This is a genomic window from Microbacterium sp. K27, assembly GCF_004794435.1.
GTDB classification, from domain to species: domain Bacteria; phylum Actinomycetota; class Actinomycetes; order Actinomycetales; family Microbacteriaceae; genus Microbacterium; species Microbacterium maritypicum_A.
Genome location: NZ_SSDK01000040.1, coordinates 166,369 through 186,805 on the forward strand (window position 1 = coordinate 166,369; position 20,437 = coordinate 186,805).

Annotated in this window: 22 protein-coding genes; 9 read left to right on the top strand and 13 right to left on the bottom strand. The window is 69.3% G+C overall.

Going from position 1 to position 20,437, the window contains the following annotated elements:
* Positions 1-71 precede the first annotated feature (71 nt).
* Both DW307_RS10565 and DW307_RS10570 read right to left on the bottom strand, forming a co-directional pair.
* On the bottom strand, positions 72-428 hold the full coding sequence (locus DW307_RS10565; protein ID WP_021201588.1) for a hypothetical protein: 357 nt from the start codon (positions 426-428) through the stop codon (positions 72-74).
* Positions 425-1,075 (bottom strand): hypothetical protein, encoded by a 651-nt coding sequence (locus tag DW307_RS10570; protein WP_021201587.1) that lies wholly within the window; start codon positions 1,073-1,075, stop codon positions 425-427. Before DW307_RS10570 ends, DW307_RS10565 begins: the two co-directional genes overlap by 4 nt.
* 305 nt (positions 1,076-1,380) lie before the next feature.
* On the opposite strand from DW307_RS10570, the gene DW307_RS10575 reads away from it, so the two are divergent.
* Complete coding sequence (locus DW307_RS10575) at positions 1,381-2,304, top strand: hypothetical protein (RefSeq protein WP_029260654.1); 924 nt, start codon at positions 1,381-1,383, stop codon at positions 2,302-2,304.
* Here DW307_RS10575 and DW307_RS10580 read toward each other — a convergent pair.
* Entirely contained in the window at positions 2,292-3,131 is an 840-nt protein-coding gene (locus DW307_RS10580; RefSeq protein ID WP_021201585.1) for a sulfurtransferase, read from the bottom strand. The two genes, DW307_RS10575 and DW307_RS10580, sit on opposite strands and share 13 nt — an antisense overlap.
* Positions 3,132-3,250: 119 nt before the next feature.
* Here DW307_RS10580 and DW307_RS10585 point away from each other — a divergent pair, with 119 nt between their 5' ends.
* Positions 3,251-4,243: a DMT family transporter gene (locus tag DW307_RS10585; RefSeq protein WP_240750607.1), complete on the top strand. Its 993-nt coding sequence runs from the start codon at positions 3,251-3,253 to the stop codon at positions 4,241-4,243.
* On the opposite strand, the gene DW307_RS10590 is transcribed toward DW307_RS10585, so the two are convergent.
* Positions 4,233-5,252 (bottom strand): zinc-dependent alcohol dehydrogenase family protein, encoded by a 1,020-nt coding sequence (locus tag DW307_RS10590; protein ID WP_136024685.1) that lies wholly within the window; start codon positions 5,250-5,252, stop codon positions 4,233-4,235. The genes DW307_RS10585 and DW307_RS10590 overlap by 11 nt on opposite strands.
* A 129-nt stretch (positions 5,253-5,381) precedes the next feature.
* Here DW307_RS10590 and DW307_RS10595 point away from each other — a divergent pair, with 129 nt between their 5' ends.
* The 4 genes from DW307_RS10595 to DW307_RS10610 all read left to right on the top strand — a co-directional run bounded on the left by DW307_RS10595 (position 5,382) and on the right by DW307_RS10610 (position 7,944).
* Entirely contained in the window at positions 5,382-6,041 is a 660-nt protein-coding gene (locus tag DW307_RS10595) for a GTP cyclohydrolase II (RefSeq protein ID WP_031208311.1), read from the top strand.
* A 38-nt stretch (positions 6,042-6,079) separates the two neighbouring features.
* Positions 6,080-6,553, top strand: a complete 474-nt coding sequence (locus DW307_RS10600; RefSeq protein WP_136024686.1) for a MarR family winged helix-turn-helix transcriptional regulator — start codon at positions 6,080-6,082, stop codon at positions 6,551-6,553.
* Between the two features lie 71 nt (positions 6,554-6,624).
* Complete coding sequence (locus DW307_RS10605) at positions 6,625-7,551, top strand: helix-turn-helix transcriptional regulator (RefSeq protein WP_136024687.1); 927 nt, start codon at positions 6,625-6,627, stop codon at positions 7,549-7,551.
* 63 nt (positions 7,552-7,614) lie between these two features.
* On the top strand, positions 7,615-7,944 hold the full coding sequence (locus DW307_RS10610; RefSeq protein WP_021201579.1) for a helix-turn-helix domain-containing protein: 330 nt from the start codon (positions 7,615-7,617) through the stop codon (positions 7,942-7,944).
* A 111-nt stretch (positions 7,945-8,055) separates the two neighbouring features.
* Here DW307_RS10610 and DW307_RS10615 read toward each other — a convergent pair whose 3' ends face one another.
* From DW307_RS10615 to DW307_RS10625, 3 genes are all read right to left on the bottom strand, one after another.
* Entirely contained in the window at positions 8,056-8,646 is a 591-nt protein-coding gene (locus DW307_RS10615) for a ClpP family protease (RefSeq protein ID WP_029260660.1), read from the bottom strand.
* Positions 8,643-9,257, bottom strand: coding sequence for a ClpP family protease (locus tag DW307_RS10620; protein WP_021201577.1), 615 nt, complete (start codon positions 9,255-9,257; stop codon positions 8,643-8,645). Before DW307_RS10620 ends, DW307_RS10615 begins: the two co-directional genes overlap by 4 nt.
* Before the next feature lie 187 nt (positions 9,258-9,444).
* On the bottom strand, positions 9,445-10,872 hold the full coding sequence (locus DW307_RS10625) for a hypothetical protein (protein WP_136024688.1): 1,428 nt from the start codon (positions 10,870-10,872) through the stop codon (positions 9,445-9,447).
* Positions 10,873-11,086: 214 nt separating this feature from the next.
* Between DW307_RS10625 and DW307_RS10630 the strand changes: the two genes are divergently transcribed.
* A complete protein-coding gene (locus tag DW307_RS10630) occupies positions 11,087-11,560 on the top strand; it encodes an acyl-CoA thioesterase (RefSeq protein WP_051667797.1) in 474 nt (157 codons plus the stop codon).
* A 28-nt stretch (positions 11,561-11,588) separates the two neighbouring features.
* On the opposite strand, the gene DW307_RS10635 is transcribed toward DW307_RS10630, so the two are convergent.
* The gene (locus DW307_RS10635) at positions 11,589-12,839 is read right to left on the bottom strand and encodes a trans-sulfuration enzyme family protein (RefSeq protein WP_029264856.1); all 1,251 of its coding nucleotides are present in this window, start codon (positions 12,837-12,839) and stop codon (positions 11,589-11,591) included.
* A gap of 113 nt (positions 12,840-12,952) precedes the next feature.
* Here DW307_RS10635 and DW307_RS10640 point away from each other — a divergent pair, with 113 nt between their 5' ends.
* Both DW307_RS10640 and DW307_RS10645 read left to right on the top strand, forming a co-directional pair.
* On the top strand, positions 12,953-13,420 hold the full coding sequence (locus tag DW307_RS10640; protein ID WP_036330917.1) for an Lrp/AsnC family transcriptional regulator: 468 nt from the start codon (positions 12,953-12,955) through the stop codon (positions 13,418-13,420).
* A gap of 125 nt (positions 13,421-13,545) precedes the next feature.
* Complete coding sequence (locus tag DW307_RS10645) at positions 13,546-15,261, top strand: AMP-binding protein (protein ID WP_136024689.1); 1,716 nt, start codon at positions 13,546-13,548, stop codon at positions 15,259-15,261.
* Between the two features lie 2 nt (positions 15,262-15,263).
* Here the strand turns inward: DW307_RS10645 and DW307_RS10650 are convergent, their stop codons facing one another.
* The 5 genes from DW307_RS10650 to DW307_RS10670 all read right to left on the bottom strand — a co-directional run bounded on the left by DW307_RS10650 (position 15,264) and on the right by DW307_RS10670 (position 20,392).
* A complete protein-coding gene (locus tag DW307_RS10650) occupies positions 15,264-15,707 on the bottom strand; it encodes a hypothetical protein (RefSeq protein WP_136024690.1) in 444 nt (147 codons plus the stop codon).
* 145 nt (positions 15,708-15,852) lie between these two features.
* Positions 15,853-17,325, bottom strand: coding sequence for an MATE family efflux transporter (locus DW307_RS10655; RefSeq protein WP_029260665.1), 1,473 nt, complete (start codon positions 17,323-17,325; stop codon positions 15,853-15,855).
* Positions 17,326-17,424: 99 nt separating this feature from the next.
* Positions 17,425-18,315: an ATP-binding cassette domain-containing protein gene (locus DW307_RS10660; RefSeq protein WP_136024691.1), complete on the bottom strand. Its 891-nt coding sequence runs from the start codon at positions 18,313-18,315 to the stop codon at positions 17,425-17,427.
* A complete protein-coding gene (locus tag DW307_RS10665; protein ID WP_136024784.1) occupies positions 18,312-19,355 on the bottom strand; it encodes an ABC transporter permease in 1,044 nt (347 codons plus the stop codon). The genes DW307_RS10660 and DW307_RS10665 overlap by 4 nt, the downstream gene beginning before the upstream one ends.
* A 53-nt stretch (positions 19,356-19,408) precedes the next feature.
* Entirely contained in the window at positions 19,409-20,392 is a 984-nt protein-coding gene (locus DW307_RS10670) for a substrate-binding domain-containing protein (protein ID WP_136024692.1), read from the bottom strand.
* Between the last annotated feature and the right edge of the window lie 45 nt (positions 20,393-20,437).

Consider the following 20,437-nt stretch of genomic DNA (forward strand, 5'->3'; position numbering starts at 1 on the left):
CCTGACGCGCTCTTTAATCGGATGTTAGATGGTCCCGTCGACGAGCAGATCTGCCGCTCCTGCGGAGCGCGTCAGGAGGACGCCGGGCGGCCGGAAGCCTCGGAGTCAGGGCTCTCCCCGTCGGGCTCCGGGTCGTACAGCACCGGACGATCGATCGTCTTGGTGACGTCGGAGGGATCGACGGCGAGGATGAGCATCGCCAGGATCAGCAGCGTCACGATGAACGCCCCACCGCCGACGACGAGCCCCAGCGCGATCGGGGTCAGCCCGTCGTAGGTGCCGTCGGCGATCGACGCGTTCACGCGTGCGGTGAAGGCTCCGGTCGAGACCAGGGTGACGACCATGGCGAAGACGCCGCAGCCGAGCGCGATGAGGAGCAGGTGCAGGGGCCGCAGAATGTCCCGGCGGGTGGGCTTCTCGTCGCTCATCGCTCTCCTCCATGCTCCGCGGGGGCGGCGCTGTCGTTCGATTCGGACACCGTGGCGACGGCATCGACCTGCTTCGGCGTGAGGCCGGCGATGCCGAGGAAGACCGCGACGATCGCCGCATAGCCGCCGAACATGCCGACGCCGAGGATGATCCCGGAGAGGACGAACGTGCCGGCCTTGTCGATCGTGTACTCCTGCAGGAACCCGGCCGGGATCAGCAGCAGGGCCACGCCGAGCAGAACACCCAGGCCCCCGACGGTGATCGCATCGCGCGACAGCATGCCGCCGGTGCGCCGGGAGCGGATGCCGGCGAGCAGCTCGATGCCGCCGCTGACGATGGCCCAGGAGGAGACGATGATGAAGAACAGGTCGTCGGAACGCCACACCGGGATTCCGCTCACCATGCCGGCGACGACGCCGACCGCGGCGAGCAGGACGTACGACCAGCGTGAGCCGGCGGGGAGCACCAGCCAGGCGGCGAGCACCTGGACGAGAGCGGTGATGAAGACGAAGCCGCTGAACACGGACAGGCCGACGGCGGCGGAGTGATCAGACGAGAACGTGATCATCAGTGCAGCGACTGCGGCGAACAGGGCGCGCAGCAATTGCACGTGGCGCATGGTGAATGCGCGAGCAGGGGCAGACATGACGGTCCAGAGTCCTCCGGGGTGTTGCTCCCAGTCTACGCGGGGCGGCGGAGCCGCAACGCCGGGGGCCCTGCGGAGGGAGGATTCGTGAAGCCCGGCTGATCTCCCCAGATCGATTGCCGGGCTTCACGACATACGCAGCAAGGGGGGCATCACTGCGTCAGGCCGGTGATCGCAGGGTCGGGCACCCTGCCTGCGAAGACGGCCAAGTGACCCCACATGCCCACCCGGTCCCCTGAGGTACGCGCGTGCGGTCGTATGCTCACTCTAAGGCGCTGATCTTCACATACCGGAGGGGATCTGTGATGAGTTTCGAAGATGACGCGCGCAGAGCCGAACCCGATGACTTCGCGAACGCCCTGCGCGACGCGATAAACGCGAAGCCGGTGACGCTGTCGTGGCTGCAGCGTCAGCTCAAGGCGCGCGGGAACCGCGTGTCCATGGCCACGCTGAGCTACTGGCGATCCGGCGCGCGACGGCCGGAGGGGGCGCAGTCGCTCGCCGCGCTCAGCGACATCGAGGAACTCCTCGGACTCGACACGGGGGCGCTGAGCAGACTGCTCCGATCGACGAACCGCACAGGTCCGCTCGGACCCAACCAGTTCCCGATCGACGAGGAAGAGCTCGAGTTGGCGGTGATCGACGCCTTCCGCGCGCTCGGCGCCTCCTACCCCGACACCTCCCGCGAGCTCACGACGCATTCGGTGACCGATGTCGGCGCGGACGGCAACGTCGCATTCAGCATCACGCGCAGCATCGTGCAGTCCACGGTCGGCACGATCACGGCGATCCCCTTCCTCGAGATCACCCCCGGGGTGCGCACCCCCGCACCTCTGCTGAAGGCGGTGGCAGGGGGCCGGATCGCCGCGCGCTACTCCCACCCCGACGGCGAGGTGCACGGGGTGCTGTTCGAGCTCGATGTGCCGCTGACCGCGCCGGAGACGGCGATGGTGGAGTGGTCGGTGGAGTACCCGCCCGACTACCCCGCGACGCGCGACACCGGCCACGCCCTGGCGCAGAAGGCCAGAGAGCTGCTGGTGTGGACACGCTTCCATCCGGACGCGATCCCTGACTGGTGCGAGGAGCACCTCGAGACACCGGACGGCGTCATCATGACGCCGCTGCCGCCGCCCCGGGGAACGTCGGTGCATCTGGTGCGCCGGGCTTTCGGCCCCGGCGCCCTCGGACTGCACTGGGGCTATGGCCCCCGGGAGGATCAGCCAGGCTGATCTCCGGTCGCGACCGGTCGGCCGGGGGTGTTCGACCACTGGCTCCACGACCCGGGGAAGACCTTCGCCTCGATGCCGACCTCATGCAGGACCAGGGCGGTGTGCGCGGCCGTCACGCCGGAACCGCAGTATGCCGCGACGGCCGTGCCCGGCGTGACGCCGATCTCGGCGAAGTTCGCCAGCACGGTCTCCCGGTCGAGGATGCGGCCTGTGGCGTCCAGATGCAGCAGGGTGGGCAGGTTGCGTGCGCCGGGGATGTGTCCTGCCGCGGGATCGAGCGGCTCGGTCTCGCCGCGGTAGCGTTCGGGGGCCCGCACATCCACCAGGACACCGGATGCCGGGAACGCGGCGGCCTCGTCGATCGTCAGCGCATCCGCACCGATCTCCGTGAGGACGACATCGCCACGATCCGGCGCCACATCATCGGTCGCGACGGCGAAGCCCTCATCCTTCCACCCGCGGATGCCGCCGGCGAGCACCCGCACATCGACGCCGGCCTGACGCAGCAGCCACCAGGCACGGGCGGCCGCGATCCCCTTGAAGTCGTCGTAGGCGACCACCGTGTCGCCCGCACGCACGCCCCACCGACGCGCCGCGTCCTGGAGGGTGGCCGTCGACGGCAACGGGTGCCGTCCCTCCGACGGCTCGCCATGGGTGGAGAGCTCGGTGTCGAGCGCGGCGAACACGGCGCCCGGGATGTGCCCGGTGAGGTAGTCGTCGTGCCCGGCCTCCGGACGATCCAGGCGCCACCGCACGTCGATCACGCGCACCGGTGCACCCCGGGTCAGCAGGTCGTTCAGTTCGACGGCACTCACGAAGTCGCTCATGCTGCGAGGCTACCGAGTCGGCGGCGGCGTCCGGTGCGCCATCGTCTTCTTCCGTCACGATCCGGGCGACGGGTCCGGCGCACTAGGCTCGATCCGGCAACGTCGAGAAAGGGCCAACGATGCCCTCTCGTCTCCGCTGGATGCGGTTCCGACCGCAGGAAGCCGCGCTCATCGCGATCACCGCCGTCTGGGGCGGCACGTTCCTGCTCGTGCATTGGGCGATGGAGCACTCCGGACCCTGGTTCTTCGTCGGCATCCGGTTCCTCATCGCGGGACTGATCAGCGTCGTGATCTTCCGACGCGTGCTGCGCGGCATCCGCTGGCGCGATGTCGGCGCGGGCGTCGCGATCGGGGTGATGATCTACCTCGGCTACGGCCTCCAGACGCTGGGGCTGCAGACCATCGACAGCAGCACCTCGGCCTTCATCACCGCGATGTACGTGCCGCTGGTGCCGCTGGCGCAGTGGGCCGTGTTCCGCAAGCGCCCGCCCGCCATGGCGTTCGTCGGGGCGGGTCTGGCCTTCGTCGGGCTGCTGTTCATCGCCGGCCCCGATGCCTTCGCGCTGACTCTCGGCGCGGGCGAGATCGCGACCATGATCAGCACGCTGCCGATCGCCGCCGAGATCATCCTGATCAGCCTCTTCGCCGGGAAGATCGACCTCGGACGCATCACCGTGGTGCAGCTGCTCACCGCGGGAGTGCTGGGACTGCTCACGATGCCGGTGGTCGGCGAGGGCGTGCCGGAGTTCTCGTGGATCTGGGTCGGCTGTGCGGTCGGCCTGGGAGCGGCGAGCTGCCTGATCCAGTTGACGATGAACTGGGCCCAGAAGTCGGTCTCCCCCACCCGCGCGACGATCATCTACGCCGGGGAACCGGTGTGGGCAGGAGTCATCGGACGCATCGCCGGTGAACGCCTGCCCGCGACCGCGCTCGTGGGCGGAGCGCTCGTCGTGCTCGGCATCCTCGCGAGCGAGTTGAGGATCGTGCGGCGCAGGGCACAGCCACAAACATCGCCGCAGGCTCGGGAGGAGAACCACGCCATGGGCGGAGAATCTCCTGTCGAATCTCCGCCCGACACGGAGATCTCCGCCCGCCGCGAGGTCACACCGTGAGCAGCACCTTCGTGGCGCGGCGCTCGTCCATGGCCCGATAGCCCTCGGCGGCTTCTTCGAGCGGAAGGGTGAGGTCGAACACCTTGCCCGGGTCGATCTTCCGGTCCCAGATGAGCTGGATCAGCTCGGGGAGGAAGCGCCGCACGGGCGCAGGTCCGCCGTGCAGGTGCACGCCGGAGTAGAACAGCTCCTCGCCGGGCAGCGCCACGTCGTGAGAGACGCCGACGAAGCCGACGTGGCCTCCGGGGCGGGTGGAGCGGATCGCCTGCATCATCGACTCCTGGGTGCCGACGGCCTCGATCACCGAATGCGCACCGAGACCGTTCGTGAGTTCCTTGATGCGGGCCACTCCCTCATCCCCGCGTTCGGAGACGATGTCGGTCGCGCCGAACTCGCGCGCCAGCGCCTGCCGATCGGCGTGCCGGCTCATCGCGATGATGCGCTCGGCACCGAGCTCCCGTGCGGCGAGGATCCCGAGGAGCCCGACCGCGCCGTCGCCGACCACGGCGACGGTCTTCCCCGGTCCGACCTCGGCGGCCACGGCTGCGAACCATCCCGTGCCGAGGACGTCGGACGCGGCGAGCAGTGAGGGGATCAGATCGGCGTCGGGCCGGCCGGGCGTGACGACCAGCGTGCCGTCGGCGTGCGGGACGAGCGAGTACTCGGCCTGCGTGCCGTAGCGCCCCATCGGCACCACGTGCACGCAGCGGGACTGGTACCCCGCCTGACAGATCTCGCACGTGTTGTCCGACGCCATGAAGGATCCGACGACGAAGTCGCCGACCCGCAGCGTCTGCACCTCGGCGCCGATCTCCTCGACCACGCCGACGTACTCGTGCCCCATCGGCGCGTGGTCGACGTCGTTGGCACCGCGGTAGGGCCACAGGTCCGAGCCGCAGATGCAGGTTGCGGCGATGCGGATCACCGCATCGGTCGGCCGGGAGATGGTGGGCTTCTCGCGCTCTTCGACCCTGACGTCTCCGGGGGCGTGCATGACTACTCCGCGCATTCGTGTTGCTCCTTCTGTCGCGTGGACTCCAGTCCACACCGAATCCCTCGCGGATGGGAGGTTCTGACGGAACCCCTCCGAAATCCTGGGATCCGGGAATAGTCCGCCGAGCGCCGCGTTGCACCCGACATGATTGAAACTTCAACCGTCGCTCCGGTCGCCACGGAACGCACTCGCGTCCGCGTGCCGCTGCGCTTCGGCGACGGCTTCTCCACGACCGCCGACGTGGTCACCTTCGACGGCCTCGTCGACGGCCGCGAGCACCTGCTGCTCGGGCTCGGCGACTGGCGCGCCGCACTCGAACGCGCGATAGACGGCGGGGACGCGCCGCTCGTCCGTCCGCACAGCGAATGCCTCACCGGCGACGTGTTCGGGTCCGAGCGCTGCGACTGCGGCCCCCAGCTGCGCGAAGCCGTCGAGCGCATCGCCGACGAGGGCGGGTTTTTGCTCTACCTCCGCCAGGAGGGCCGCGGCATCGGCCTGTACGCCAAGCTCGATGCCTACGCGCTGCAGGACGCGGGCCTCGACACGTACGAGGCGAACGTCGCCCTGGGCCACGGCGAAGATGAGCGCGACTACACGGTGGCCGCCCAGATGCTGAACGCGCTGGGCGTCGACGGCATCCGCCTGCTGAGCAACAACCCCGACAAGGCCGTGCAGCTCGAAGCGCTCGGCATCCGCGTCACCGAGCGCGTGCGCACCGAGGTGCACCTGTCTGAAGCGAACACCCGCTACCTGCAGGCGAAGCGCGACCACACGGCGCACACGCTCGACCTGTCGGCAGCGTGACACCCGCGGGATACCCGAGTGACACCCAGGAGGACAGCATGACGGCGGAGCAGCAGCATCCGCGTCGCCTCGACGACACCGAGATGGAGACCTGGCTCCCCGTCATCCGGTTCGTCCAGCTGCTGCCGCAGGTGCTCGATCGCACGCTGAAGGAAGAGGTCGGGCTCAACCACGCCCGATACGCGATCCTCGTCACCCTGGCAGGTCAGGGTGAGAGCGCCGTCACCATGACCGAGCTCGCCCGCATCGCCGGCCTCAGCCGTTCCCGCCTGAGCCACGCTCTGGATTCTCTCGAGGAACGCGGCTGGGTCACCCGCACCTCGTGCGGGTCCGACAAGCGCACCCTCTCGGCCGCACTGACTCCGGCCGGACGGGAGATGCTGCGCACGGCCGCCCCCGTGCACGTCGAGCAGGTGCGGGAGCTCGTGCTCGATCCGCTCACCGTACAGGAGCGCGAACAGTTGGGGGCGATCCTCGGCAAGCTGCTGCCCGGGGTGACCGCGGCACTGTGAGGCGTCGCGGATCGGTCACCGGTACCGCCAGTACCTCCCTCCACGGTCGCTGAGCGCGTACCGTCGAAGGCATGGACACCCGCAGCGAGGTGCGCGAGTTCCTCTCCACGAGGCGCGCACGCATCACCCCCGATCAGGCAGGCCTCCCCGCATTCGGGGGCAACCGCCGCGTACCGGGCCTGCGCCGCGAGGAGGTCTCGCTCCTCGCGGGTGTCAGCGTGGACTACTACACGCGGCTCGAGCGCGGCGACCTGTCCGGCGCGTCCGACAGCGTGCTCGACGCCCTCGCCCGCGCGCTCCAGCTGGACGAGGCCGAGACCGCGCACCTGTTCGACCTCGCCCGCACCGCGAACGCCTCGCCGGTCGCACGCACGCCGCGGAAGAAGGCCACGGAGCTGCGTGCGAGCATCCTCCGCCTGCTCGATGCCATGACCGAGGCGCCGGCGATCGTGCGCAACAACTACTTCGACTACCTGGCCGGGAACGCCCTGGGCCGTGCCCTCTACGCGCCGGTGTTCGCGCAGCCGCAGCCCAACAGCGCCCGCTTCGCGTTCCTCGATCCGGCGGCGCAGGAGTTCTACCCGGAGTGGGACCGCAACACGCAGGAGCTCGTCGCGGCGATGCGCGGTGAGGCCGGCCGCAATCCGTTCGATCGGAAGCTCACCGATCTCGTCGGCGAACTCTCGACGCGGAGCGAGCGGTTCCGCACCCTGTGGGCCGCCCACAACGTGCGCTTCCACCGCACGGGCGTGAAGCGCATCGCGCATCCGATCGTCGGAGAGATGGAGCTGACCTACGAGGCGTTCGAGCTGCCGGCCGATCCGGGACTCCACCTGTCGACCTATACCGCGGAGCCGGGCACGGCGTCGGCGGACAAGCTGCGGATGCTCGCCAGCTGGGCGGCGACGGATGCGGCCGCATCTGTCGCCGCGGAGCCCGAGCCCGCTCCCGATCGCACTCCCACTCCCGATCACACCTCGGGGCGCGCAGACTGCTGAACCACGGTTCTGCTCTGAGCAGAACCGCTCGAAGCCGCCGGATGCCGCGGATTATCGTGAGGCATGGCCGACATCCTCGCATTCCCGCGCACCCCTCGCTCCGAACGCCCCCGCCCGAGCGATCCCGAGCCCCTGTGGAGACACCTGCTGGGTGACCAGCTGCGCCGCCGACGTCACGACCGCGAGGAGACCCTCTCCGAGACCGCCGACAAGGCCGGTGTCTCGCCGCAGTACCTCTCCGAGGTCGAGCGTGGATTGAAGGAGCCGTCGAGCGAGATGATCGCCGCGATCGCCGGAGCCCTCGACACGAGCCTCGTCGAGCTGACGAGCGACGTTGCCGACAGTCTGCGATCGACGGCCCCTTCGCGTGGCGCGTTCGCCCTCGCCGCGTGATCCCGGAGCCGTCATCTGCATGATCGACGGACGGATGCATGACCACAGGCATCGCACCGGTCATGCAGTCGTCCGCCGCTCATGCATCCGTCCGCGAGCCCGGACTGCAGATCAGCTCCGCGCTCCCAGCACCGTGTCGACCAGCCCGTAGTCGAGGGCGGCGGCGGCGGTGAACACCCGGTCGCGATCGGTGTCGACCCGGAGCTCCGCGACCGTCCGGCCGCTGTGCCTGGCCAGGATCTCCTCCATGTCGGAGCGCACCCGCACCACCTCGTCGGCCGCGAGGATCAGGTCGGGGATCGCACCCCGGGACTGTCCGGCCGGCTGGTGCAGCACGATGCGCGCATGGGCGAGGGCGGCCCGCGCACCCGGATCTCCGGCAGCGACGAGGAGTGCTGCCGGTCCGATGGCCTGCCCGACGCAGGTGGTCGCGACGCCGGGACGGATGTGCTGCATGGTGTCGTAGATCGCGAGCGCTGCGCCCGGATCGCCGCCCTCGCTGTTGATGTAGAACTGGATGCCGGATTCGGGGCTGTCCGCGTCGAGATGCAGCAGCTGCGCGATGAGGGCGTTCGCGACCCCCGCATCGATGCCCGTGCCGAGGTAGATGACCCGCTCCGCGAGCAGGTGCGAATAGACGTCCATGATGCGCTCGCCTCGGGGATGCTGCGCGATGACGTTCGGGATCGTGTAGCCGCTCATGCGTCCGCCCCCAGTCCGACGCGCGCGCGACGTCGCGGCATCACCTCGGCGATCGAGGCCACGATGCCGTCGATGAAGCCGTAGTCCTGCGCCTGCACCGCGGTGTACCAGCGGTCGTGAAGGGAATCCTCGAAGATGCGCGCGATGGGCTGGCCCGTGTCGTCGGAGATGAGGCCGAGCACGGTGTCGCGCATATGCCGCAGGTCGTCGGCCTGCGTCTCGAGCTCGCCCGCGGATCCGCCGATGCCCGCGGAACCCTGATGCATCAGGATGCGTGCGTGCGGCAGCGCCCGTCTCTTGCCGGGGGTGCCGGCGGAGAGCAGGAACTGTCCGGCGCTGCAGGCGAGTCCGAGGGCGAGGGTGGCGACGTCGTTGGGGATCAGCCGCATGATGTCTCGGATGGCCAGCATCGACGGCACGGAGCCGCCGGGCGAGTGGATCCACAGCGCGATGTCGGCGACGGGGTCCTCGGCCGACAGCGCGAGCAGCTGGGTCATCAGCAGCGTGCCGTTGTCGTCGTCGAGAGCGCCGTCGAGCACGAGCACCCGCTCGTGGAACAGTGCGCGGCGGGCTTCGGGACCGAACTGCGGGATGGGGTTGTCTTCGCTCATGCCCCCAGCCTCTGTCGCCCCGCAGGCGTGCGGAGCGGATTCTGCCCTGGGCGGCTCTGCCGTCAGCGGATGCGGGCAGATGCGAGCGGATGCGGGCAGATGCGAGTTCCTGGGCGGATGCCGGTGGGGAGGCATCCGCCCAGGCCCTCGGGTGGGGATGGAGGCGGGTGGGGTGAGCGGACGCGGATCAGGCGGCGAGGGCCAGTGAGCGCCGATGGGAGATGCGGTGACCGACCCAGAAGCCGATCGCGATCAGCCCGGCCAGGGCGATGCCGAGGATCCACGGCAGCATCGAGGGCGCGGCCCCCGCGGTGGCGGTGGCGAGGGTGTCGGAGCCGTCGGCGATCAACCCGTTCCCCGCGGCGAGGTCGGCGGCCCCGGCCTCGAGCTTGTCGCCGCCGTCCGCGAGATCGCCGGAGCCGTCCGCGACCGTCGCCGCGCCGGCGGAGAGCTTCTCGATGCCGATGTTGAGGTCGCCGGCCCCGGCCTGCAGCGCACCGACGCCGGTGGCGAGCGTGCTGGCGCCGTCGTTCAGGCGGGTTGCGCCCGCGCTGAGGTTCGCCGTGCCGGAGGAGAGGGAGGAGGCCCCGGTGGAGAGCGTCTGCAGCCCGGCGGCCAGCGTGGCGGCGCCGGCCGAGAGCTGCGACGTGCCGGAGTGCAGGGACTGCGCGCCCGCGACGAGGGCCGGCGCCCCCTGGGGAGCGACCAGCGCCACGGTGCCCGGCCACTTGTTCGCGACGTCGCCGTTGATGAGGCCGTTGACCCCGGCCGTGACCTTCGCCGACCCGCCGGCGGCGGCGACGAGCCCCTGGGCGAGGTCGGACCCCTTGGCCGCCACGGGAGCCATCGCGTCGACCTCCTGATCGACGCCGGCAGCCAGGCCGGCGAGCGCCTGGAGCTGCGGGTTCTTCGGGTCGGCGGCGAGCATCCCGGCGAGAGCATCGGCGAGCTGCTGCGAATGCCCTGGCGCCGTAGCGGCCACTCCCTGCAGGAGGCTCTTCGCTTCGGGCTGCGCGAGAGCGATCACGTTCGCGTCGACCTTCGTGCCGAGCGTGCCGCTGAGCGCGCTCGCACCCGCCAGTACCTGCCCGGCGTACGCGTGCGCTCCGTTGACTCCGGCGGCCAGGGTCGACACTCCCGCTGCCAGCGTCTGCGCCCCGGCATCCGCCTGCGCCATCTTCGTCGAGAGCTCCTGAGCCCCGGCGAGCGCGCTCTGGGCTCCCCCGCTGACCTTGCCGGCACCGGCTGCCGCGGTCGATGCGCCGGCGGCGAGGCTGCTCGCGCCGTCGGCCAGGCTCATGGCACCGCTCGCCGCCGTCGTGGCCCCGTCGCTCAACTTCTGGGAGCCCTCCTGCGCGCTGGCCGCGCCCGCGGAGAGGACACCTGTCCCCGTGGCGAGCTGCGACGCACCGGCCGAGAGGTCTGCGGCACCGGCAGCGAGGTCGGCCGATCCGTCTTTCGCGGACGTCGTTCCGTCGGCGAGCTCGGAGGCACCGGCGGCGATCTTGCTCGTCGTCGCGAAGAACAGGATCACCATCGCGGCCAGCAGCAGGCTGAGCACGATCACGGCGATGCGCATGCCGATTCCGTGCGAGTGGGGCGTGGTACTCGTCATTGAGGACTCCCGGGGTCAGTGGCGTCGTTGCCACCGGCGACTGTATGGGCACCCCGACTCGCGACCCCCGGATTTGCCGCTCGAAACCAAGTCTCAGCACCGATGAAACTCAGTTTCTTGTGGCTAGTGCACAAACGGGGGTGCCAGGCCCCTGTGCCCTGCGCGAAAAGGGGCCGTAACATCGCGGACTCACGACCCGCCTAGCCTCGTGCCCATGGCGAAGCAGAAGGCACCGGCGTGGCAGTGGTCGGAGGACGGACTCAATTTCCGCACGCGCAAGTGGGTGCGTCCGGAGGACCTCAACGCGAACGGCTCATTGTTCGGCGGCAGCCTGCTGAAGTGGATCGATGAAGAAGCGGCGATCTATGCGATCGTCCAGCTCGGCAACTACCGTGCCGTCACCAAGCACATCTCGGAGATCAACTTCGAGGCCTCGGCCGTGCAGGGCGATCTGATCGAGATCGGCCTGCAGGCCACGCACTTCGGCACGACGTCGCTCACCATGCGCGCGGTGGCCAGGAACATGATCACGCGCAAGCGCATCCTCACGATCGAGAGGATCGTGTTCGTCAGCCTCGACGACGATGGGGTGCCGACCCCGCACGGCTACACGGAGATCACCTACGACCGCGACCGGATGCCGACCGAGCGCATCGCCACCGGCACGATCCGGCTCCCCTCCCTCTGATCCGCCACAGGAGCGCCGAGCCACCTCCTCAGGCGCGAACTGCCCCCCGGTGTGCCGCGTGCGAGGAGGTGACCCGGTCGGAGAGGGGCGCGTCGACCTCGAAGGCCGGAACGCCGGCGAACGCCTGGGCGAGGTCGGCGATGAGGTCGTCGACATCCTCCAAACCGATCGACAGACGCAGCACGTCGGCTGCCGGACGCGCTTCGGGAGGGACAGGCCGATGCGTGAGCGCCGCCGGATGCTGGATCAGCGAGTCCACTCCGCCGAGCGACACCGCGTGCGTGAACAGTGCGGTCGCGGTGGTGACCGCAGAGGCCGCGGCGAATCCGCCGCGCATGCGCATCGCGATCATCGCGCCGGTACCGCGCATCTGCCGTTCCAGGATGCCGCGCGGGTCGCCGTCGAGTCCCGGGTAGAACACCTCGGCGACCTCGGGGCGATCGATGAGCCACTGCACGATCCGCCGCGCACTCTCCTGCTGGTGCCGCACCCGCACGGGGAGGGTCGTGAGACCGCGGTGCAGCAGATAGGCCCCGAGGGGATGCAGCAGCCCTCCCGTCACCGCCCGCACGCGGCGCAGAGCCTCCGCCGTCTCCTCGCTGCACGCGACGACGCCGGCGATCACATCGCCGTGCCCGCCCAGGTACTTGGTGGCGCTGTGCAGAGACATCGCCGCCCCGAGGTCGATCGGATTCTGCAGCACCGGGGTCGCGAACGTGTTGTCGACGACGACCGGCACCGTGCCGGCCTGGCGCACGACGTCGGCGATGTCGGCGATGTCGAGGGTGGGGTTCGCCGGGGTCTCGACCACGACGAGGCCGGTGTCGGGGCGCACGGCCGCAGCGACCTCGTCGGGGTGACAGTAGGTGGTCTCGACGCCGAGCAGGCCGGAGCCGAGCAGATGGTCGGTCCCCCCGTAGAGCGGACGCACCGCAACGACGTGGCGCGCCCCGGTCGCTCCCGTGTGCGCCAGGATCACGGCCGTCATCGCGGCCATGCCCGAGGCGAAGGCGACCGCGGCCTCGGCGTGCTCGAGCTCGGCGAGTGCCTCCTCGAAGCGGGCGACCGTGGGGTTCCACAGTCGTGCGTAGACCATGCTGCCGTCCGCCGGAGGACGCCCTCCCGTCGCCATGGCCTCGTACGAGTCGCCGCCGCGCTCGATGTCCGGGAGCGGGTTCGTGGTCGACAGATCGATCGGCAGCGCGTGGACCCCGAGCCCCTCGAGGTCGGAGCGGCCGCCGTGGACGGCGACGGTGTCGGGATGCAGCGGTGCAGTCATGACTCCACGTTGCCGGAATCACGATGAAACCGCAGGAACTCGACAGAAGCCGCCAGAAATTCGACGCTGAACGCTATTCTGTGCAGGATCCGAAGGGCAAGGAGGCCCCCCGTTTGGCGAAAGCACAACTCGACGAGACCGACCTCGAGCTGCTCGCGGTGCTCAGCCGCGACGCCGAGACGACGAACAAGGCGCTCGCACATCGCCTCGGCCTCGCCGAGTCGACCTGCGCACATCGGGTGCGGGCGCTGCGCGAGCGCGGAGTGATCCGCGACACGCGCATCCGCGTCGACAGGGCCGCTCTGGGTTTCCCGCTGCAGGCGATCATCAAGGTGCGCCTGGCGAACCACACAGGAGACAAGGTGACGGCCCTCTTCGATGCCCTGGTCGACATCCCGCGCGTCCTCCAGGTGTTCCACGTCGCCGGCGTCGACGACTTCCTCGTGCATGTGGCCGTGCAGGATGCGACGGCCCTGCGCGACATCGTTCTCGAGCACATCACGGTGCACCCCGTCGTGCGCGGCACCGAGACCCAGCTCGTGTTCGAACTGCGCGACGGACCGGGAGTGCTCTCCACCTGACCCTTCCGGTCGCACTTCGTGCCGTCCGATTCCGTTTCAGACGGCACGAAGTGCGACCGGAACGAGCGGAGCGTCGGTGCGTGCGCGAGGATGGAAGGCACGCCAGCCAGGAGCAAGGGAGCACCATGAGCCGCAGCGCCACCGCCGCCACGCACACCGTCCGCGAGATGCGGGACTTCCTCTTCGCGAACGCCACCGACTATGCGGCGGCCCGCGACGGATTCGTCTGGCCGGAGGTCGACGAGTTCAACTTCGCGTTGGAGTGGTTCGACGTGGTCGCGAGCGAGAACCCCGACCGCCCGGCGGTGCAGATCGTCGAGGCCGACCTGAGCCTGCGCTCGTGGACCTACGGGCAGCTCTCGGCGCGATCCGACCAGGTCGCCTCCTGGCTCCGCACGCTCGGCATCGGTCGCGGCGACCACGTGATCGTGATGTTGAACAACACGATCGAGCTGTGGGAGGTGATGCTGGCGATCACGAAGATCGGCGCCGTGTCGATCCCGACCTCGACCCTGTTGTCGGCTTCGGACCTCGCCTACCGCGTCGAGCACGGACGCGCGCGGGCGGTCATCACTCTCGGCGCGCTCGCCGATCGCCTCGACGACATCGATCCCGGCATCCTGCGCATCGGCGTCGGCGACGACATCTCCTCCGGCTGGGCACGCTTCGCCGATTCCACCGCCGCTCCGGCGGGTTTCGAGCCCGACGGTCCGACCCCCTCGTCCGACACCGCGCTGCTCTACTTCACCTCGGGCACGACGAACCGCCCGAAGCTCGTGCAGCACACCCACGCCTCCTACCCGATCGGGCACCTGTCGACCATGTGGTGGCTCGGGGTGCGCCCCGACGACGTGCACCTCAACATCTCCTCCCCCGGCTGGGCCAAGCACGCGTGGTCCAGCTTCTACTCGCCGTTCCTGGCCGAGGCCACCGTCTTCGTCTACAACTACGCCCGCTTCGACGCGAACACGCTCATGCAGGTCATGGACACCCACCACGTGTCGACGTTCTGTGCGCCGCCGACGGTGTGGCGCATGCTGATCCAGGCCGATCTCGCCCGGCTCACCCGCCCTCCGCGCGAACTGGTGGGCGCGGGCGAGCCGCTGAACCCCGAGGTCATCGACCGGGTGCGTGACGCCTGGGGCGGGACGATCCGCGACGGGTTCGGTCAGACCGAGATGACCGCGTGCATCGGCAACTCCCCCGGCCAGGCGGTCAAGGTCGGCTCGATGGGACGCCCGTTGCCCGGTTATCCGGTGGTGCTGCTCGACCCGGTCACCGGCGCAGTCACCGAGGGGCAGGGCGAGGGTGAGATCGCGCTCGATCTGTCGCAGCCGCCGCTCGGGCTCATGGCGGGCTACTACGACGACCCGGAGAAGACCGCGGAGTCACGGACGGGCGGCTACCACCACACGGGCGACATCGCCGTGCGCGACGACGACGGCTATCTCACCTATGTCGGCCGCTCCGACGACGTTTTCAAGGCTTCCGACTACAAGATCTCGCCCTTCGAGCTCGAGTCCGTGCTGCTCGAGCACGACCTCGTGATCGAGGCAGCGGTGATCCCGAGTCCCGATCCGACGCGCCTGGCGGTGCCGAAGGCCTACATCTGCCTGACCCCGGAAGCTCCGGCCGTCGGTTCGGATGCGGCGCGTGCGATCTTCGCCCACGCGCACGAACGGTTGTCATCGCATCTGTGGGTGCGGATCATCGAGTTCGTCCCCGACCTCCCCAAGACGATCTCCGGCAAGATCCGACGCGTCGAGCTGCGGGCACGCGAAGCCGCGCGGGTGCAGTCCGGCGACGAGGCCGGGCAGCACCGTGACCGTGACTACCGCTGAGGTCAGCGCACGACGGCGATCGTCGCCGTCGCCGGCCCGGTCTTCGTGAGCGCAACCTTCGACGTCGCTGCGACGGGCGTCTTCGACGTCGCTGCGACGGGCGTCTTCGACGCGGGAACCGCCTTCGGCAGCTCCTCGACCGTGCGGTCGGTACGTTCCACCCCGGCCGCATTCACGATCGCGCGCACGACGCTCCCGACGATCAGCATCGCCGCCAGCGCCGCGCATGCCACGATCAGCGGCGTCCACTCGCGCGCGAAGGACGCCGCGAAGCTCATCAGCGCGCCCACGATCCACAGACCCACCGCGCCCCCGGCGAGCCCACCGGAACCCCGGACGATCGCGACCGCCGCGACGATCGCGAAGATGACGGCGAGCGCCGCACCCACGTAACCGATCGGCACCATCACCGCAGCCAGATCACTGGCCATTCTCAATGTCGTCATGACGACCCCCCGTCAGTGGTTACTCCACTCATTCGACATTAGAAGTGTCCCCCGGAATGGGCATCCGCCTCAAGTGCGACTCGCATCATCCTGAAGGCGGATATCTGTACGGACCGGCACAGTCGGAAAGACAGCGGCGCGGCTGTCAGCGACGACGTGGCCACCGCAGGCGGCGCGCCCGCACGACCCGCACCGGCTGGGTGACGACCGCGTCCACGACCATCGACCCGTCGGTCGGTCCGACGATCGCGATGGCCGAGGTCTCCGTCGCCTCCGCGGGGTCGATGGGCAGCCGTCCGAGAGCGCGGTGGGCGCGGATGTACGCGGGGACGAGCAGCACGATCGCTCCGAGCCAGGCGAGCGGGTTGCTCAACGCGACACCGTCGAATCCGATCCATGCCCCCAGCACGATCGCCGCGCCCACGCGCATCACGAGCTCGATCACGCCGGTCACGGTGGGCACGAGCGTGTGACCGAGTCCCTGAAGAGCGCCGCGCAGCACGAACAGCATGCCGAGCGCCCAGTACCCGCAGCCGTTGATGATGAGCATCCGATGCGCGTCGTCGACGACGACGTCGGATCCTTCGCCGATGAACAGGCGCACCATCGGGGCGCCGAATGCGACCAGCAGGGCACCGAGGACCACACCGGCGGCGACCGCCATCCAGGTCGCCTCGACCACACCGCGACGGATGCGGTCGGGCCGACGACCGCCGTGGTTCTGCGCCGCGTACATCGAGACGGCGAGGCCGAGAGAAGACAGCAGCGCGACCGCGAGGCTGTCGACGCGCGAGCCCGTGGTGTAGGCCGCGACCGCGTCGGCGCCGAGGGTGTTCAACGCGACCTGCACCGTGAGCGTGCCGATCGCGATGATCGACGCCTGGAACCCCATCGGCAGGCCGAGTCGCAGGTGCTCGGCGATGTCGTCACGGGTGATGCGCCAGTCGGCTCGGCGCAGGTGCAGCATCGGCAGGCGCCGACGCACGAACTCCAGGCACAGCGCCACCGAGACGGCCTGAGCGACGACCGTGGCGAGCGCAGCTCCCCCCACTCCCCATTCGAGGGGCCCGACCATCAGCACGACGAGGCCGACGTTGAGCGCACACGACACGGTCAGGAACACCAGCGGCGTCTTCGAGTCGCCGATCGCACGGATGATCGCGGACAGGTAGTTGAAGAACATCGTCGCGCTCGCGCCGAGGAAGCTGATCTGCGTGAAGATCGTCGCCTCGGCCATCAGCTCGGGCGGCGTCTGCAGCAGCGACAGGATCGGGCCGGCGAGGAGGGGCGCGCCCACGGTCAGGATGACGCTCGTGATGGCGCTGAGCAGTACGCCGGTCGCGACCGATCGGCGCACGGCCGCGTCGTTCCTCGCGCCGAATGCCTGGGCGATCGGGATCGCGAAACCGCTCGTCAGCCCCCAGGCGAACCCGAGCAGCAGGAACAGCAGGCTGCCGGTCGCTCCGACGGCGGCGAGCGAGGTGACGCCGAGATGCCGGCCGACGACGATGGCGTCGGCGAACTGGTACAGCTGCTGCACCACGTTGCCGAGCAGGAGCGGGATGGAGAAGGCAAGGATGACGCGCCACGGACGGCCCGTGGTGAGGGAGGTGGCCATGAAGGAGCGGCTCGCAGAACTGAGGGGATGATCGGGGGTGCCACCAGCTTATCGAATCGATTCGGCGGGCCGGAAGACCGGATCGACTGCACCTCGCTCTCACTCCCGTGGCGCAGCCGCCCCCGGGTTCGCCACGTCGAGCGCGTCCGCTTCCTCCGCTTCCCGAAGCACCTCCCGCACGACCGGTGAATCCTCGCCGATCACGCGTTCCAGCTCGTGTGCGAGAGAATCCAGTTCCGCGCCACCGGCCATCATGCTGGTGAGCTGCGCGAGCGAGATCTCGTTCTTCTCGAAGTTGCCGATGCTCGTGCCTCGATTGAGGAGGAGGAACCGATCGCCGACGGGATACGCATGATGCGGGTTGTGCGTGATGAACACGACGCCCAGCCCACGGTCGCGAGCGCGGGCGATGTACTTCAGCACGACGCCGGACTGCTTCACCCCGAGCGCGGCGGTGGGCTCATCGAGGATGAGCACCCTGGCTCCGAAGTACACCGCACGGGCGATCGCGACGCACTGGCGCTCCCCGCCGGAGAGCGTGCCGATCGGCTGGTTCACATCGCGCAGATCGATCCCCATGTTGGCCAGCTCGGTGTAGGTGACCTGCTTCATACGCTTCACGTCGAGCCGTCGCAGCGGGCCCCTCCCCTTCGTCAGTTCCGAGCCGAGGAAGAAGTTGCGCCAGACGGGCATGAGCGGCACGACGGCGAGGTCTTGGTAGACCGTCGCGATACCGGCGTCCAGAGCCGCCCGCGGCGACGAGAACCTCACCGGCTCGCCGTCGACGAGCAGTTCGCCGGAGGAAGGGGAATGCGCCCCCGCCAGCATCTTGATGAAGGTCGACTTCCCCGCGCCGTTGTCGCCGAGGACGCACGTGACCTGTCCTGCGTTCACCGTGGTGCTCACGCCGGACAGCGCGTTCACCGGCCCGTAGCTCTTGCCGACGTCGCGCACCTCGACGACGGGCACGATCGTGGTGACCCCGCTCATTTCACTCCTCCTGCTCTGAGTCGCACCCAATGGTTCAGGAACACCGCCAGCAGGAGCATCGCCCCGAGGAACGTGCGCAGCCAGTTCGTGTCCCACTGGGCGAAGGTGATCCCCTGGAAGACCATGCCGTAGATCAGGGCCCCCAGCGCCGCCCCGATCGCCGAACCGAAGCCTCCCGTCATCAGGCAGCCGCCCACGACCGCGCAGATGATGTAGATGAACTCCTGGCCGACACCCGTGTTCGCCTGCACCGTCGAGGTGCGGAACAGCGAGATCATCCCGACCAGCCAGGCCGCACCTGCGGTCACCATGAAGAGGCCGATCTTGGTCTTGAGGACGGGGACGCCCACCTGGCGCGATGCGGTCGCCGCTCCGCCGACCGCGAAGATCCAGTTGCCCGGACGCGTGCGCAGCAGAATCCATGTGGCGACAGCCGTGACCACGAACCACCAGAGCACCGAGATGTAGAAGGTGCCTCCGCCGATCGAGATCGACGAGCCGAACAGGGGCTGGATGGTGTCGTAGTAAGGCACCTTCGTCATGCCCTGGATGGCCACCTGACCGGTGAGGAGCTTCGTGACCGCGAGGTCGACACCCGCGAGCACGAAGAATGTGCCCAGGGTGATGATGAAGCTCGGCAGGCCGGTCTTCATGACCAGGATGCCGTTGAGTGCGCCGATCGAGAGGGCGAGGACGAGCGAGACCAGGACCGCGACCCAGATGTTGAGGCCGTATCGGGTGGTGAGGACACCGACGACGAGAGCGGTGAAGCCCGTGAGCACGCCCGCCGACAGATCGAACTCTCCGCCGATCATCAGGAGGGCAACCGCGACCGCCATGATGCCGAAGGTCGAAGCCGACTCCAGCCACACGCCCGCACCGGCGGCCGTCATGAAGCTCTGGGTGTACACCGAGAAGAAGATCATCACCGCGAGTGCCGCGACGAGAGCGCCCATCTCCGGTCGCACGAGCAGATTGCGCAGAGGTCGTCGCTCGAGACGGGGCCTGTTCCCCACCGCGACGATGTCGGTCGTTGTCATCATCAGTCCTTTCGCCGAGAGGGGGCGGCCGACGGCCGCCCCCTGCCGGATGCCTAGCGCGTGCCCTTCTTGGCGAACTCGGCGACCTGCGCCGCGTTGTCCTTCGTGACGAACGCCGGCCCGGAGTACACCGGCTGTCCCCCTCCGATGTCGTTGCCGTTGATGCTCTTGAGGTACAGCGCCGTCACGCCGAGGAATCCCTGCACATACGGCTGCTGGTCGACCGCGAACGAGATCTTGCCGTCGGCTACGGCGGCCACGACGTCTTCCGAGAGGTCGAAGGTCGCGACCTTCGCCGCGCTCCCCGATTCCTCGACAGCACCGACCGCATCGATCGCGTACTGTCCGCCGAGCGTCAGCACCGCGTCGATCGAGGGGTCGGCCTGCAGCTTCGACTTGATGGTGGCCTTGACCTCGGCATCGTTCGTGCCGTCGACCTGCAGGTTTACCATCGAGCCACTGAAGGCACCGGCGGCTGCGGCGCAGCGCTCCTCGAGTCCGACGTTGCCGGCCTCCTGGATGACGCAGAGCGCATTGGTCGCTCCTTCTTCACCCAGACGCGTGCCCACGGCCGCGCCTGCGATCGACTCGCTCTGGCCGATGTGCGTGATCGCACCGAACTCGGCGAACTTCTCGAGGCCGGAGTTGATGGTCACGACGGGGATGCCCGCCGCGACGGCTCGCTCCACGCTGGCCTGGACGCCATCCGGGTTGGCCATCGAGACCACGATTCCGTCCACGCCCTGTGCGATCGCGTTGTCGATGAGCTGCGACTGCTTGGCCGGGTCGGGATCCGAGTTGTAGGTGATCTCCGCGCCATAGTCGCCGCCGGCCTTCTCCGCGCCCGACTTGACGCGGTCCCAGAACGCGTCGCCCGGTGCGGCGTGCGTGACGACGGCGTAGCTCAGGTCGGACGACTTCGTGTCGCCACCCCCCTGAGTGTCGGTCGTCGGGTCCTGCCCGGTCCCGGAGCATGCCGACAACAGCAGAGCGGCTGTGGCGGCGATCCCCAGAACGCCGATGAGGCGCTTCTTCATTTCGGTTTCCCTTCGATGCGGATGCTGTCGACGTCGACACGTCCC

Bases quoted from the DNA above. Each gene is read 5' to 3' on its own strand.
- DW307_RS10565 (WP_021201588.1), bottom strand. From the start codon at position 428: ATGAGCGACGAGAAGCCCACCCGCCGGGACATTCTGCGGCCCCTGCAC.
- DW307_RS10570 (WP_021201587.1), bottom strand. From the start codon at position 1,075: ATGTCTGCCCCTGCTCGCGCATTCACCATGCGCCACGTGCAATTGCTG.
- DW307_RS10575 (WP_029260654.1), top strand. From the start codon at position 1,381: ATGAGTTTCGAAGATGACGCGCGCAGAGCCGAACCCGATGACTTCGCG.
- DW307_RS10580 (WP_021201585.1), bottom strand. From the start codon at position 3,131: ATGAGCGACTTCGTGAGTGCCGTCGAACTGAACGACCTGCTGACCCGG.
- DW307_RS10585 (WP_240750607.1), top strand. From the start codon at position 3,251: ATGCCCTCTCGTCTCCGCTGGATGCGGTTCCGACCGCAGGAAGCCGCG.
- DW307_RS10590 (WP_136024685.1), bottom strand. From the start codon at position 5,252: ATGCGCGGAGTAGTCATGCACGCCCCCGGAGACGTCAGGGTCGAAGAG.
- DW307_RS10595 (WP_031208311.1), top strand. From the start codon at position 5,382: ATGATTGAAACTTCAACCGTCGCTCCGGTCGCCACGGAACGCACTCGC.
- DW307_RS10600 (WP_136024686.1), top strand. From the start codon at position 6,080: ATGACGGCGGAGCAGCAGCATCCGCGTCGCCTCGACGACACCGAGATG.
- DW307_RS10605 (WP_136024687.1), top strand. From the start codon at position 6,625: ATGGACACCCGCAGCGAGGTGCGCGAGTTCCTCTCCACGAGGCGCGCA.
- DW307_RS10610 (WP_021201579.1), top strand. From the start codon at position 7,615: ATGGCCGACATCCTCGCATTCCCGCGCACCCCTCGCTCCGAACGCCCC.
- DW307_RS10615 (WP_029260660.1), bottom strand. From the start codon at position 8,646: ATGAGCGGCTACACGATCCCGAACGTCATCGCGCAGCATCCCCGAGGC.
- DW307_RS10620 (WP_021201577.1), bottom strand. From the start codon at position 9,257: ATGAGCGAAGACAACCCCATCCCGCAGTTCGGTCCCGAAGCCCGCCGC.
- DW307_RS10625 (WP_136024688.1), bottom strand. From the start codon at position 10,872: ATGACGAGTACCACGCCCCACTCGCACGGAATCGGCATGCGCATCGCC.
- DW307_RS10630 (WP_051667797.1), top strand. From the start codon at position 11,087: ATGGCGAAGCAGAAGGCACCGGCGTGGCAGTGGTCGGAGGACGGACTC.
- DW307_RS10635 (WP_029264856.1), bottom strand. From the start codon at position 12,839: ATGACTGCACCGCTGCATCCCGACACCGTCGCCGTCCACGGCGGCCGC.
- DW307_RS10645 (WP_136024689.1), top strand. From the start codon at position 13,546: ATGAGCCGCAGCGCCACCGCCGCCACGCACACCGTCCGCGAGATGCGG.
- DW307_RS10650 (WP_136024690.1), bottom strand. From the start codon at position 15,707: ATGACGACATTGAGAATGGCCAGTGATCTGGCTGCGGTGATGGTGCCG.
- DW307_RS10655 (WP_029260665.1), bottom strand. From the start codon at position 17,325: ATGGCCACCTCCCTCACCACGGGCCGTCCGTGGCGCGTCATCCTTGCC.
- DW307_RS10660 (WP_136024691.1), bottom strand. From the start codon at position 18,315: ATGAGCGGGGTCACCACGATCGTGCCCGTCGTCGAGGTGCGCGACGTC.
- DW307_RS10665 (WP_136024784.1), bottom strand. From the start codon at position 19,355: ATGACAACGACCGACATCGTCGCGGTGGGGAACAGGCCCCGTCTCGAG.
- DW307_RS10670 (WP_136024692.1), bottom strand. From the start codon at position 20,392: ATGAAGAAGCGCCTCATCGGCGTTCTGGGGATCGCCGCCACAGCCGCT.